This window comes from Nocardia sp. (assembly GCF_025465275.1).
GTDB lineage: Bacteria > Actinomycetota > Actinomycetes > Mycobacteriales > Mycobacteriaceae > Nocardia.
Genome location: NZ_JAODNK010000133.1, coordinates 37,880 through 51,996, shown reverse-complemented (window position 1 = coordinate 51,996; position 14,117 = coordinate 37,880). Strand labels below are relative to the sequence as shown.

Here is a 14,117-nt window from a genome sequence, read left to right as displayed (position 1 = left end):
TGCACCACGTCGACGAGTGGGCCAAGGGTGGCAGGACCGATATCGACAACCTCACCCTGGTGTGCGACCACTGCCACGCCCAGGTCCACGACGGGCCCGGCGGGTGGAAAACCGTTGTCATGGGACCCGATTCGGGGTTTCCGGGGCGGACCGGGTGGATCGGGCCACCACACATCAACCCGACCGGGACACCGCAGGTGAACCATATTCACCACCCCCTCGAGCAGAAAGCCGCCGCCCTGGCACGTATCCGAGCCCGCAACGAACGGGAACTCAAACGCTTCCGCCAGTAGGTCTCCACCGACCTGTTCCACCGCCGGACTCCAGCCCGCCGGTGCTACAGGTCGTTGTGCGGGTCGGTTTTTCGGTTCTCGGTGTTGTGGTTCTTGTCTTTTCGGGTTTTGTTCTCGAGAACGGGACCACAGCCAGTCCTGCGGCCGGTACCGCAGGATCCCCCGGTACTGCGGAAGGTAGATCGGGTACCCCTCCTGACGTGCCCAGCACGGCCATCTCGGGCTCTGCCCGCACCCGCGAACCCAACACCTTCTTTCAACGCAAGTAACCCAGGTGCACCGACTTGTCGCGGCATCGAATCCCCCCAAAGCGGGCACCACACAACCCTTCTCCCAGACCACACAGCCGGTGTCTCCACAGCACAACCGGTAGTGGGTCTGCGCCGCTGAGACACCGGCTGTGCGGTTCCCGCGTTTGGGGAAGTTAATGCCCGCCACTGCCAGCCAATAACCCCTTACCAGTAGGTTCGATTAGGGCGGGAGGCGTGGGCCCGCTGTGGGACTCATCCCACCGAACCAGATTGGCGGGGTCGTACCCGGCCTCCTGTGCCGACGATGCGAGATAGCTCGCCTGGTCATATGGCTCGAGCAATCGCCGCCAAGAGTCCCAGTAGAACCGCAGACTTCGCGGATTGTGCAGCACCCGAAGGAAGTTCAGGACGCGGAAACCGGTACTCAGCGAATTGTGCAGCGTCTTAGGGGGATCCGGGCAGCACCTCTGGAGCACAGCGAGCCGTGTCTGATCGAAGGCCAGGCCCTCGGCTTCGGCTTCACGGATCATCCAGCCCAGAGTGATATCGGAGAGCCCGCAGTCGGGATAGCCGCCACCGATATCGCTGTGCACCCCTTCGAACCACACCTGCTTCACCCGGTCGGTGCGGCGGTACTTCTCGCCGATCTCCACGGGGACTTCCCACAGGCACGGCTCGAACGCCCGGCGGCGTTCATTGATGGCGAGGGCCTGCCGGGCGCAATGCACGATGGAGGACAACTGCACATCGTGGAAGCGGTGCCGCCGCGCCGTGATGCCCGGGATGCCCATGGCTCCGACCGTGTCGAAGACACCCAGGAAGTTGATGGTGACCGGATCGGGATAGCAATTGGCACTGCGGAATTCGGCCCAGGCGGGCGGGTCCGGATCGTCGGGATGCGCCTTGCGGGTCTGGTAGATCTTCAGTGCATCCGGGTATTTGCCGTCGATCATGGCGGTGTAGGTGAGGATGCCCAGCCGGTTGATCATCCCGGCCAGGCTGCGGGCGGTGAACGCGCCGCGGCTGAAGCCGAAGATATAGATCTCGTCGCCCGGCTCCCAGTTCAGCGCCAGTTGCCAGTAGGCAGCGGAGAGGTTGGCCTCCAGGCCGGTACCGAAGGCGCCGCCCAGGAGGCGATCGGAGGTGAAGCCGCGGGCTCCGGGCCCGGAGACGTAGTAGACGCGCTGGCCGATATGATTCCCGGCCGCGTCGGCGTCCGCCAGGGATACCGTCTGCGCGATCTTCACGATATTCGACACCGTGGTGGAAGACTCCGCCTTCCAGGTGCCGTCACAGCACACCACCAGTCTTTTCATGAACAGATTCTCCCGCCGCAACCGTTCGATTTCCTGGGTAGTGGACTACTCGACTCGTCGTACGACTATCGCTCATGATTCGTTCACAATTGTCGTGACACCGTGGGCGAATGCTCGACGATCGGATGAACCCCCGCAGCGTATGGGTACTGGTCTGCGAGGACGACGACGAGTTGGGCGAACGCGTCGCGGCCGGGCTGCGGGCCGCCGGATTCATTGTCGATCTGACCCGGAATCTCGCCGACGCCGGCCGTAGTTGCGGCACCCGCCGCTACGACTGCTTGATCGTCGATCGTGGACTGCCCGACGGGGACGGCCTGGATCTGATTCGGCGGCAACGGGAATCGGGGCAGCATATGCCCGCATTGATCATCACCGCTCGCGACAGCCCGGCCGATCGTACCGAGGGATACGCGAGCGGCGCGGACGATTATCTGGCCAAACCGTTCTCGCTCGGCGAGCTGGCCGGGCGGGTGCGGGCACTGTGCGCACGCCACCTGCGACCACCCGCACCGGTGCTGACCATCGGCGATCTGGTGGTGGATCGGCTGCGGCGGCGGGTGCAGCGCAATGGGGTGCTGCTCATCATGACGGCCCGGGAATTCTGTGCGCTGGAACTGCTGGCCGCACGCGCGGGCACCCTGGTCAGTTATGCCGAACTCGCCGAATACTGCAGTGAGACAACAACTGCCGCCACTATCGAGGAAGTGGTGCACCGGCTGGACCGGAAGCTGGGCGAACCTCAGCTCATCCACTCCACGGGCGCGGGATATCTGCTGCACATGTGAATCACCCAGACCCGCGGTCCCCTGTGGGGGTGGATCGCGTACGACCGTCCCGGGCAGGGCACTTCCCCGCTCTGCCCGGGATCGAGTCGATCAGGTCAGGTAGCGGTAGGCCGGCGAGCCCGGGTCCAGGCGTTCGCCGCGGATCGGGGATTCGTCCATCCGCTTCTGCAGCGATTCCAGGCCGTCCGGCGACCCCAATTCGATGCCGACCAGCGCCGCCCCGGTCTCCCGATTGTTGCGCTTGACGTATTCGAAGAGGGTGATGTCGTCGTCGGGACCGAGGATCTCGTCGAGGAAGCGGCGCAGTGCGCCCGGCTCCTGCGGAAAGTCCACCAGGAAATAGTGTTTCAGGCCCTGATGAACAAGCGACCGCTCGATGACCTCGCCGTAGCGGGAGACATCGTTATTGCCACCCGAGAGCAGGCACACCACGGTCGCGCCCGGCGTGAGCTCAACCTCCCGCAGAGCCGCCACCGAGAGCGCGCCCGCCGGTTCGGCGACAATGCCCTCGTTCTGGTACAGCTCCAGCATGGCGGTGCAGATGGCGCCCTCGTCGACGGTCATCATGCGGAAAGCGCCTGCGCCACTACCGGATTCGGTGGTGGTCAGTAAAGGCAGCGACGCGTGCGAACGCACCCCGCCGCCCAGCCGCGATACCGCGGTGTAGGGCACCGCGCCGATGCGGCGCACGGCGGCACCGTCGACGAACGGGTCGATCTCGGGCAGGGTGACCGGCCCCCCGGCGACCAAGGCCGCCGTCATGGAGGCCGCGCCCGCCGGCTCGACACCGAGAATCGCGGTGCGCGGCGAGCGTTCCCGCAGATAGGTGCTGATTCCGGCCAGGCAGCCACCGCCGCCCACCGGCACCACCACCAGGTCGGGGGCGCGATCGAGCTGATCCAGAATCTCGGCGGCAATGGTGCCCTGCCCGGCCGCGGTGCGCGGATCGTCGAAGGGCGGCACCATGGTCGCGCCGGTGCGCGCCACATCATCGACGGCGGCCGTGGCGGCCGCATCGTAGGTATCACCGATGGCGATGAGTTCCACGAATTCGCCGCCGTGCACGCGAATCCGGTCGCGCTTCTGCTTGGGAGTGGTGGTCGGGACGTAGATGCGACCCTTGATCCCCATCGCCTTGCATGCGAAAGCCACACCCTGCGCGTGGTTTCCGGCACTGGCGGCGACCACACCCGCGGCGCGTTCGCCGGCGGTGAGCTGGACGATGAGGTTGTAGGCGCCGCGCAGCTTGTAGGAGCGCACAGCGGTGAGATCTTCCCGCTTCAGGTAGACCTCGGCACCGGTCACGTCCGACAGCCGCGCGATTCGCTGCAGCGGTGTCGGCTCGATAATGTCGGAAATTCGCTTGGCGGCAGCATCGATTTCGTCCGCGCTCAATTGCGGCAACGGACCTGACACTTTCTCTGCAAACGCAAGCGGATCTGACACCCGACACATGCTACTGAGCCGGGAAACAGGACACTCCGCCGACCGGCAAAGCCAGTACGGCGGAGTGCGCCCGGGAGTGTCGTCAGCCGCGAGGTGTGAGAACGAAGAGCGGGATCTCGCGAGTGGTCTTCTTGGTGTAGTTGTCGTAGTCGGGCCACGCCTCGACCGCGCGCTCCCACCAGACCTTCTTCTCGTCGCCGGTGACCTCGCGGGCGTCGTAGTCCTTGACCACTTCGCGATCGCGCAGTTCCACGTGCGGGTCTGCCTTGATGTTCCAGTACCAAACGGGATGCTTCGGAGCGCCTCCCAGCGAGGCGACGACGGCGTACTCACCGCCGTGCTCGACGCGCATGAGCGGGGTCTTGCGGAGTTTGCCGGACTTGGCTCCGAGGGTGGTCAGCAGGATGATCGGCTTACCCTGCAGGGTGTCGCCCTCGGCGCCGTTCGATTCCTCGTACTTGTCTGCCTGACTGCGTGCCCAGTCGGAGGGGCTGGGTTCGTATTCTCCAGTAAGTGGCATGACCGAGCTAACACACCCGGATCTTGTTATGTTCCCGCCAGCAGAGTTCGGTAGACCGAACTTTAGGTCGTCGTATACCCTGAACAGATGGCAGTTGTTCACCCAACACAGGGAGCGCGTACCCGGTCGCACGTGCCGACCGTGAGTATCGCGGGCACCGCCTGGCCGGTGTACAAGCTCGAGGCGCTCGCCGCCGGGCTGATCATTGCGCTGGTATTGCTGCTGATCACCGGTTCCCCGCAGATTGCCGTGCTGGCGGCGGCGACCGTGGTGGCATTGCGCTGGATCGTCGCGGTCGTGCGGCACAGCGCGCGCAGCGTTTTCTGACACAGCGCGCGCAGCCTTATCTGAATCGCGACCACTCGGTCCGTGTCATGCGGGTCAGTTATGCGATTCCTCTATTACCTTGATTCCTATGCGGTCGAAACCGTTCGGAGTGCTACTTCTGTCCGTCGGAACCGCGCTGTGCGCTCTGCCGAGCGCCCATGCCGACATCACTGAGCTGACGGCGCACGAGCAGACCTACACCTCCGCCTTCGGCACCTTCACCGTCGGCGACCACTCGGAAACCATCAACCGGATTGCGCCGCTGAACGAAGTAGGCACCTCGCGCGAGGCGCTCGTCAGCAATATCGCCTACGGCAGGGTCAACGGTTTGGCCGGCGGCCAGCTCAAGACCGGATACCACGTCGGATGCGCGGTCACCCTGCTGAACGGAAATGCCGGGGCGATCCCCCAGGTCTACGTGCCCAGCGGCAATATCCCGCTACCTCCGGGACCGGGCGCCTTACCTTCGACAACGCTGATCGGGCCCAATATTCAGGTGCCGCTGAGCATCAACCTCGCCCCGGGCGAGGTCAAGGACGTTCCGGTAGCGGACAAGGACCTGATTCCGGGCAAGGAAGTCGTGATCGTCATCCGCGATTTCCATATCGCGGTGAACCAGTGCACCGGACCGGTGGCGATCCGCCAGTACACCTATCTCTACGCCAAGTCCGCCGAAGTGGACGACAGCGGCGCGGTTTTCGGCGACCCGACCTGGTTGTGACAGCAGACGACCCGAGGCCCCTCACCTAGCTGGGAGGGGCCTCGTTCATGCCGGGGTGGTTCAGCCCGCTAGGCAGCCGGGGCCGAGCAGTGCCTTCAGGTCGCCCATCAATGCCGAGGACGGCGAAACCCGCAGGTTGTCCGACACTTTCAGGAGTGTGGTGCGCTCCCGGGAACCGACGTGCCGAATGTGTACGTCGGCGGTGCCGGGATGACTGCTCAGTACCCGCTTGAGCGCGCCGATCTTGTCCGGGGTGCACAGCCGGGTCGGAATGATCACCGACATCGGCTTGTCCACGCCGATGGACGAAAGGTCCGGCACGATGAGGTCGTTCGCGATGAGCGAGATGCGGTCGTCGCGGGCGGAGACGCGGGCCTTCACCAGGACGATGGCGTCCTCGGTGACATCCATGCCGTAGACCGAATAGGACTGCGGAAAGAACAGCACCTCGATGCCACCGCTGAGGTCCTCCAGTTGCGCCGACGCCCAGGCCAGGCCGTTCTTATTGACGCGGCGGGTGACGCTGGCGAAGATGCCGCCGATGGTGACCTGCTGGCCGTCCTTGACGTCACCTTCCAGAATGGTCGGGATCTGCGTATCCGACTGTGCCGCAAGCACATGCTCGACGCCGTTGAGCGGATGCCCGGAGACATAGAGGCCCAGCATTTCGCGCTCGAGAGCCAGCTTGTGCTTGGTCTCCCACTCCTCGTCGGGCACCTTCACATTGAAGACGCTGGCCATGGAGTCATCGTCGTCCAAGCCGCCGAACAGGTCGAACTGGCCGATGGCCTCGGCCTTCTTGGTCGACATGACCGCGTCGATGGCATCGGAGTGGATCAGCAGCAGGCCCTTGCGCGGATGCCCGAGCGAGTCGAAAGCGCCTGCCTTGATGAGAGATTCGATGACCTTCTTGGAGCAGGCGGTGGCATCGACCTTGTTCAGGTAGTCGGAGAAGTCGGTGAACTTCGACTTCTCATTGCGCGCGGCAATGATCGAGCCCACCACGGCCGCACCGACATTGCGCACCGCGCCCATGCCGAAGCGGATATCGCCACCGACGGAAGCGAATTCGACCATGGATTCATTGACGTCCGGCGGCAGCACCTGAATGCCGAGGCGACGGCAGTCGGCCAGGTAGATCGCGGCCTTGTCCTTGTCGTCACCGACGGAGGTGAGCAGACCGGCCATGTACTCGGCCGGATAGTTGGCCTTGAGGTAGGCGGTCCAGAAGGAGACCAGGCCGTAGCCGGCGGCGTGCGATTTATTGAACGCGTAACCGGCGAACGGAAGGATGGTGTCCCACAGCGCCTTCACGGCGGGCTTGGAGAAGCCGTTCTCCACCATGCCCGCTTCGAAGCCTTCGAATTCGGCCTCGAGGATGGACGCCTTCTTCTTACCCATGGCGCGGCGCAGAATATCGGCTCGGCCGAGTGAGTACCCGGCGACCTTCTGCGCGATCTGCATGATCTGTTCCTGATACACGATCAGGCCGTAGGTATCGCCGAGGATGACCTTCAGGGGCTCTTCGAGCTCCGGATGGATGGGTTTGACCTCTTGCCGCTTGTTCTTGCGGTCGGCGTAGTCATTGTGGGCGTTCATGCCCATGGGGCCGGGGCGGTACAGCGCGAGCACGGCGACGATATCGTCGAAGCCGGTGGGCTGCATGCGGCGCAGCAGGTCCCGCATGGCGCCACCGTCGAGCTGGAAGACACCGAGAGTGTCACCGCGCGCGAGCAATTCGTAGGTGGCGGCGTCTTCGAGCGGCAGCGTGTCCAGGTCGAGGTCGATGCCGCGGTTGTTCTTCATATTGACCAGCGCGTCACCGATGACGGTGAGGTTGCGCAGGCCCAGGAAGTCCATCTTCAGCAGGCCGATGGCCTCACAGGACGGGTAGTCCCAGCCGGTGATGATGGCGCCGTCCTGCGCGCGCTTCCAGACCGGGATGGCGTCGGTGAGCGGTTCGGACGACATGATGACCGCGCACGCGTGCACACCGGCATTACGGATCAGGCCTTCGAGGCCGCGCGCCGTCTCGTAGATCTTGGCAACGTCCGGATTGGTATTGATGAGCTCGCGGACCTCGGCGGCCTCTTTGTACCGCTCATGCTCGGGATCCATGATGCCGGAGACCGAGATGTCCTTGGCCATGATCGGCGGCGGCAGCGCCTTGGTGATCTGGTCAGCGATGGCGAAACCGGGCTGGCCGAACTGCACACGGGCCGAGTCCTTCAGCGCCGCCTTGGTTTTAATGGTGCCGAAGGTGATGACCTGGGCGACCCGGTCGCTGCCCCACTTCTCGGTGGCGTAGCGGACCATCTCACCGCGGCGGCGATCATCGAAGTCGATATCGATATCGGGCATGGATACGCGCTCGGGGTTCAGGAAGCGCTCGAAGAGCAGCCCGTGCGGGATCGGGTCGATATTGGTGATGCCCATGGAGTAGGCGACCAGCGAACCGGCGGCCGAGCCACGGCCCGGTCCGACGTGGATGCCGACCGAGCGGGCGTAGGTGATGAGGTCGGCGACGATGAGGAAGTAGGCCGGGAAGCCCATTTCGATAATGACGTCGAGTTCGAAGTCCGCGCGCGGCATGTACTCCGGCGGAATACCTCTCGGGAACCGGCGATCCAGGCCCACCATGACCTCGTGCCGCAGCCAGCTGCCCTGGGTCTCCCCCTCGGGCACCGGGAAGATGGGCATGCGGTCGCGGTGCTCCCACACCTCGTCGTAGGACTGCACACGCTCGCCGATGAGGACCGTATTGTCGCAGGCCCCAGGGACTTCCGCGTCCCAGATGGCGCGCATCTCCGCGGCGGACTTGAGGTAGTAGCCGCTGCCGTCGAACTTGAAGCGGGTGGGATCCGACAGCGTCTTACCGGTCTGGATGCACAGCAGCGCTTCGTGGTTGGCGGAGTCGGTTTCGTGCACGTAGTGGCAGTCATTGGTGGCGATCGGCGGGATGCCCAGCTCGCGGCCGACCATGAGCAGGCCCTCGCGCACGCGGGTCTCGATGGAGAGGCCGTGGTCCATGAGTTCGAGGAAGAAGTTCTCCGGGCCGAAGATCTCCTGCCACTTCGCCGCGGCCTCCAGCGCCTCGCGCTCCTGGCCCAGGCGCAGACGGGTCTGCACCTCGCCGGAGGGGCAGCCGGTGGTGGCGATAATGCCCGCCGCGTGCTCGGCGATGATGTCGGCGTCCATACGCGCCCACTTGCCGAGCTGGCCCTCGATGGAGGCCAGCGAGGACAGCTTGAACAGGTTCCGCAGACCGGTCGCGTTCTCCGCGACCATGGTCATATGGGTGTAGGCACCCGAACCGGAGATATCGTCGCTCTTCTGCGACGGGTCGCCCCAGCGCACACGCTTGGTGTTGAACCGCGACTCCGGCGCGATGTAGGCCTCGATGCCGATGATCGGCTTGATGCCCTGCTTCTTGGCGGAGTTGTAGAACTCCGAAGCGCCGTACATGTTTCCGTGGTCGGTCATGCCGACGGCGGTCATGTCCAGCCGTTGCGCCTCTTTGAACAGTGGCGTGATCTTCGCCGCGCCATCGAGCATCGAGTACTCGGTGTGGTTATGGAGGTGAACGAATGATCCCGACACGAAGACACATGTTAGGTCCTGGCACCGACAACAGCTTCCGCGGGCGGCGTGGCGGGTTTGCGTGTCGTGGTGGATTTCACTGCGAGCGCTGTGAAACCGGCTCGGGATCAAGCGTTTCGAGAGGGTCACCGGCCTGGGCGCGGGACAGTACCACAGCGGCAAGACACATGGTGACCACAGCGATCAGGACAAATACGGTGCCGATCGGTCCGCTCCGCAGACGCTCATCGAGCACGGTGATGCCGACAAAAGCTGCGACCAGAGGTTCGGCGACTGTAAAGGCGGGGAGGCAGGCCGCCAGCGAACCTGCCTGATAACCGACCTGCTGGAGATAGACGCCGCAGAGTCCGGTGGCGATCAGCAGGTACAGCTCCCAGCTGGTGAGGGCATGGCCGACGCTCCGCTCGAACAGCTGGGTCACGTACTCGGTGAGCGCCGCCGAGACGCCGACCAGGGTGCCGCCCGCCGCACCCAGCATCAGTGCTCGAAGCGCAGAGGTTTTCGCCATGCGGGAGACCACCAGCGCCGCCGCGACCAGGAGAAAGATCACCAGCAGCGGCAGCACCCAGCGGTGCAGTCGCGCATGGGTGAGGCCCGGGGTGGGATCGCCCACAATAAGGAAGACGGCCAGCGCCATCGACAGCGCCAGTGCTGTCAACCACATGGCCGGGGTGGTCTTGCGGCCGCTGAAGCGCGCGGCCAGCGGCAGCGCGAATACCAGCGCGCTCACCAGGATCGGCTGCACGATGAGCACCGACCCCATGGCCAGCGCCGCGACCTGGAAGGCGAATCCGCCTCCGTCGCCGATCATTCCGGCCCACCACCGCGGACTGCGAATGAGCGAGCGCATGAGGGCGTCGCCGTCGGGCACTTCGGAGGCGGCCTGCTGCTGCGCCACCGCGGAGACCGCGAACAACAGGGCCGCCACGAAGGCACAGATCACAGCACCGAGAGGTAGTCCAGACACGACCCCAGTCTGCCGCGCCCCCGGCTCAGGCCGCGCGGCGGCTCGGTACTGCGATGGTTCGGCGCGCCGCGCGGGCGCCCCGGACAGCCAGCGGCAGTATCCAGGCCGCGGCGATCTGGTCGGAGGTGAGGGCGGCCAGCGACAGCCGATTATGGACGAAACCGACGGAAAGTCCCTGCTGAGGGTCAGCCCAGCCGAAGGAACCGCCAAGACCGATATGGCCGAAACCGGCGCGGGCGCCGGGCATCGGCAGTGAGTGGTAGCCCATATGCCAGAGCATGGGGAAATAGAAGAGCGCGTGATCGAGACGGTAGGTCTCGATGTGGCGCATGGTCTTGATGGTCTGCGGCGACAGGAAACGGTGGCCGTTGCTCATGCCGCCATTGGCCAGCGCGCCGTAGAGGGTGGCCAGACCGCTGGCGGTACAGACGCCATTGCCCGCGGGGAGCTCGGTCTCCAGAATCGGCGGATTGTCGCCGTCGACGAATTCTTCGAGGCCGGGCAGGAAGAGGGCACGGGTTGCCGCACCGAGAGCGCCGGGGAGACCGTAGGCGCGGCCCAGGAACAACGAGACATAGGTGGTGCCCACTGCGGCAAGTCGGGTGCCCTGTAGTTCGGCCGCAGTGGTGACGGCCCCGGCCGGCGGGCGGCCCAGATGGATGCCGTCGGTGCCGAGCGGTTCGGCGATCTCGGTGCGGAACAGTTCGGCCATGCCCCGGCCGGTGACGGCGCGGGCCAGACCCGCGAGCAGCCAGCCGAAGGTCAGGGCGTGATAGGTCGGAATGTTGAGCAGGTGATCGGGTTTCGCGGCGGCGAGGCGCTGCTCCATCAGGCGGTGATCGAGAATGTCGTCCAGGCCGCGGGCGATCTCGGGCAGGCCGGACAGGCCCGCGCGGTGGGACAGCAGCTGCCGCACCGTGATTCGCTCCTTGCCATTGGCCGCGAATTCGGGCCAGTAGGCGGCGACCGGGGTGTCGTAGTCGATGAGGCCGCGGTCGGCGAGACGGTGAATGACCGTGGCCGCAATGCCTTTGGTGGCGGAGAAGACGACGGCGCCGGTATCGGCGCCCCAGGCGGCGGCAGGCGTAGCGTCACCGATCCAGGCATCGACCAGCGGCTCGCCGTGCAGGTGCACCGAGAGCGCACCTCCGGCGCCCGGGTGACCGCCCATCAATCGCGCGAAAGTACGTACCAGGGGCCCGAATTCGGGGGTCGCGAACCCGCCCACACCGGTGGGTAGATCCGCGAGCGCCGGGGCGGTAGCGACATTGCTCACGGATCCAAGGTACGAGGCGCGCATGACAGAGGGCAATGGGATGAACGCGAGAGTTACCAGCCATGGCCCAGAGGTTATTTACGGTGTCGAATCGGTAATGCCAGTGTTACCCGCGCGTACTCTCGGAGGATGCGTGTGGTGCGGTCGCTTTCGCTGGGCCTGTTCGTTGTCGTCGTCCTCGTGGTGGCGGGCTGCTCGAGCACCGGGCCGGCGCAGACATACGTGACCGGGGACTGGCACGGGAATATCGAATTCCCTGGTCAGCCACTGGCGGTGGGCATCAACTTCACCACCGATGGCAAGGGTTCGATCGAGGTCCCGGTCCAGGGTATTGCGGACAAGCAACTGAGCGCGGTCCGCAATGAGGTGGATCGAGTCGAGTTCTCGATCCCGGAATTTCCCGGCCAACCGACGTTCGAGGGGAAGTACGACAAGGCCTCGGACAGCATCAAGGGCGACTTCACGCAATCCGGAAAGACCGTGCCGCTGAATCTGACCCGCGGGCAGGCGGCGACCCCGGCGCGGCCGCAGGAGCCCAAGCCGCCGTGGCCGTACAAGTCCGAGGACGTCAGCTACCACAGCGGGAACATCACCATTGCGGGCACGCTGACCGAACCACAGACCGGCGGGCCGCATCCGGCGGTGCTGCTCATCACCGGCAGCGGGGCGCAGGATCGCAATGAGGAAATCCTGGGGCACAAGTCGTTCCTACTGTGGGCGGACACCCTGACCCGCGCCGGATATGCGGTGCTGCGCACCGACGATCGTGGTGTCGGCGGTACCGGCGGGGATCTCGCCGATTCCAGCTATCAGGATCTGACCGGCGATATCGGCGCCGGTGTGGCCTTCCTGCACGGGCGTTCGGAAATCGATGGCAAACGCATCGGTTTGCTGGGGCACAGTGAGGGCGGATACCTTGCGCCGCTGTATGCCTCGCAGCCCGACAGCGGTGTGGCCTTCGCGATTCTGCAGGCCGGTCCGGCGGTGACCGGTGCGGATGTACTGCTCGAACAGAATCGGCTGATCCTGACCGCATCGGGTGCGCCGCCCGAGCAGGTGGCCGCGCAGGTCGGCTATATCTCGGGGCTGACCAGTGTTATTCGCAATGGTGATCTCGCTGCCGCGAAAGTCTATGCGCAACAGCACAATGACAGCCTGCCCGCCGATCAGCGTGCCTCGGGCGAAACCATCGACGCCATGGTGACGCCGTATATGGCCGCGCTCATCAATTACGATCCGGCCCCGGCGCTTTCGGCGCTGCGCGTTCCGGTGCTCGCCATGTTCGGCACCAAGGATCTACAGGTTCCGGCGGCACAGAGCGAAGGGCCGATGCGCAGTCTGCTGGCCGCCGATCCGGATGCCACCGTGCAAGTCTTCGACGGACTCAATCACCTCATGCAGCCCGCGACCACGGGACTGCCGAGTGAGTACGGCACCATCGAGACGACCATCGATCCGCAGGTGCTGGACTACGTCGCCGCGTGGCTGACCAAGCGCTTCCCGACGCACTAGTCGCTGGCGCACAGGATAATTCATGGAAAGAGTCGTGACGTGGGAATCTACGAAAACCAGGTGCTGCCCCGAATCATCGATGTGTCGTGCGGCGCCAAGTTCCTGGATCCGGTGCGGGAACGCGCCTGCGCCGGCCTGAACGGGCGCGTGGTGGAGATCGGATTCGGGTCCGGGCGCAATGTGCCGTTCTATCCCGCCGAGGTGAAATCGGTGAGCGCGGTCGAACCGGTGGGTCTCGGCTGGCGAATGGCAAGCGAGCGGATCGCCGCGTCCACGGTTCCGGTCGAGCGCTCGGGATTGGACGGGCAGGCATTGCCGTTCGCGGACAATAGTTTCGAATCGGCGCTGTCCACCTGGACGCTGTGCACCATCCCCGATGTGCGCGCGGCACTGTCCGAGATTCGCCGAGTCCTGGCGCCGGGCGGGACATTTCATTTCGTCGAACACGGGCTCGCGCCGGATCCCGGGGTGCAGGTGTGGCAGCACCGGTTGAATCCGGTCCAGAAGACGCTGTTCGGCGGCTGCCATCTGGATCGCGATATTCGCGGGCTGATCGAGGATGCCGGTTTCGAAGTTCGTGCGGTCGATCAGTTCTACGAGAAGGGGACACCGAGGTTCATGGGTGCGCTGTCACTGGGCGTGGCCGCTTCGGCGTGAAAGGCCAACGCCCAGTGCAGCACCGAGTGATTACCGCTGCGGCCAGCCACCGTACGGAACGGTGATCAGCTCCATATAGTGGCCGTTGGGATCCTGGAAATAGACGCCGCGGCCACCGTCGTTGTGGTTGATCTCGCCTTCGATCCGGCCGTGCGGATCAGCCCAATAGGTGATCCGGTAATCCGTGATCTTCTTGTAGGCCGAATCGAATTCGTCCTCCGAGACCAGGAAGGCGTAGTGCGTGGGGTGAATGCCACCGGGCAGATCCGGCGGAACATTCGCGAAATCGAAGGTGACGCCGTTCCCGACTTGCAACGGAATGAACGGCCCCCACCCGGTCCCCACCTCCAATCCGAGGATCTCCGCCCAGAATTCGGCGGTCTCCCGATTGGCCTTGCATCCGACAATGGTGTGGTTGAACTGAATAGTTATGGGAATTCTCC

General features: G+C 64.9%; 13 protein-coding genes. 6 read left to right on the top strand and 7 right to left on the bottom strand.

Translation table 11 applies throughout. The annotated features are described in order from the left end of the window. Positions 1-293 (top strand): HNH endonuclease signature motif containing protein (locus JWN03_RS29485; RefSeq protein ID WP_297621878.1); only part of this gene is annotated, 293 nt, incomplete at its 5' end. Between the two features lie 424 nt (positions 294-717). Here JWN03_RS29485 and JWN03_RS29480 read toward each other — a convergent pair. Further along, a complete protein-coding gene (locus tag JWN03_RS29480; protein ID WP_297621877.1) occupies positions 718-1,860 on the bottom strand; it encodes a DUF2235 domain-containing protein in 1,143 nt (380 codons plus the stop codon). Between the two features lie 110 nt (positions 1,861-1,970). Here JWN03_RS29480 and JWN03_RS29475 point away from each other — a divergent pair, with 110 nt between their 5' ends. Further along, positions 1,971-2,648 carry a response regulator transcription factor gene (locus JWN03_RS29475; RefSeq protein ID WP_297621876.1) on the top strand — a complete coding sequence of 226 codons (678 nt, stop codon included), beginning with the start codon at positions 1,971-1,973 and terminating at the stop codon, positions 2,646-2,648. A 90-nt stretch (positions 2,649-2,738) separates the two neighbouring features. Here JWN03_RS29475 and ilvA read toward each other — a convergent pair whose 3' ends face one another. After that, entirely contained in the window at positions 2,739-4,103 is a 1,365-nt protein-coding gene (gene ilvA / locus JWN03_RS29470) for a threonine ammonia-lyase IlvA (protein WP_297621875.1), read from the bottom strand. A gap of 73 nt (positions 4,104-4,176) precedes the next feature. Continuing rightward, entirely contained in the window at positions 4,177-4,614 is a 438-nt protein-coding gene (locus JWN03_RS29465) for a nitroreductase family deazaflavin-dependent oxidoreductase (RefSeq protein WP_297621873.1), read from the bottom strand. Positions 4,615-4,701: 87 nt separating this feature from the next. On the opposite strand from JWN03_RS29465, the gene JWN03_RS29460 reads away from it, so the two are divergent. Together JWN03_RS29460 and JWN03_RS29455 are read left to right on the top strand one after the other, a co-directional pair. Beyond that, entirely contained in the window at positions 4,702-4,941 is a 240-nt protein-coding gene (locus JWN03_RS29460; RefSeq protein WP_297621871.1) for a hypothetical protein, read from the top strand. A gap of 88 nt (positions 4,942-5,029) precedes the next feature. After that, positions 5,030-5,662: an MspA family porin gene (locus JWN03_RS29455; protein ID WP_297621869.1), complete on the top strand. Its 633-nt coding sequence runs from the start codon at positions 5,030-5,032 to the stop codon at positions 5,660-5,662. Positions 5,663-5,722: 60 nt separating this feature from the next. On the opposite strand, the gene dnaE is transcribed toward JWN03_RS29455, so the two are convergent. From dnaE to JWN03_RS29440, 3 genes are all read right to left on the bottom strand, one after another. After that, positions 5,723-9,262, bottom strand: a complete 3,540-nt coding sequence (gene dnaE / locus JWN03_RS29450) for a DNA polymerase III subunit alpha (protein WP_297621867.1) — start codon at positions 9,260-9,262, stop codon at positions 5,723-5,725. Between the two features lie 76 nt (positions 9,263-9,338). After that, positions 9,339-10,229 (bottom strand): DMT family transporter, encoded by an 891-nt coding sequence (locus JWN03_RS29445; protein WP_297621865.1) that lies wholly within the window; start codon positions 10,227-10,229, stop codon positions 9,339-9,341. A 25-nt stretch (positions 10,230-10,254) separates the two neighbouring features. After that, positions 10,255-11,505 (bottom strand): serine hydrolase domain-containing protein, encoded by a 1,251-nt coding sequence (locus tag JWN03_RS29440; protein ID WP_297621863.1) that lies wholly within the window; start codon positions 11,503-11,505, stop codon positions 10,255-10,257. Positions 11,506-11,634: 129 nt separating this feature from the next. Between JWN03_RS29440 and JWN03_RS29435 the strand changes: the two genes are divergently transcribed. Continuing rightward, on the top strand, positions 11,635-13,017 hold the full coding sequence (locus JWN03_RS29435; protein WP_297621862.1) for an alpha/beta hydrolase family protein: 1,383 nt from the start codon (positions 11,635-11,637) through the stop codon (positions 13,015-13,017). A gap of 39 nt (positions 13,018-13,056) precedes the next feature. Next, positions 13,057-13,674 carry a class I SAM-dependent methyltransferase gene (locus tag JWN03_RS29430; protein ID WP_297621861.1) on the top strand — a complete coding sequence of 206 codons (618 nt, stop codon included), beginning with the start codon at positions 13,057-13,059 and terminating at the stop codon, positions 13,672-13,674. A gap of 30 nt (positions 13,675-13,704) precedes the next feature. On the opposite strand, the gene JWN03_RS29425 is transcribed toward JWN03_RS29430, so the two are convergent. Continuing rightward, positions 13,705-14,082: a VOC family protein gene (locus tag JWN03_RS29425; protein ID WP_441343079.1), complete on the bottom strand. Its 378-nt coding sequence runs from the start codon at positions 14,080-14,082 to the stop codon at positions 13,705-13,707. Positions 14,083-14,117: the final 35 nt, after the last annotated feature.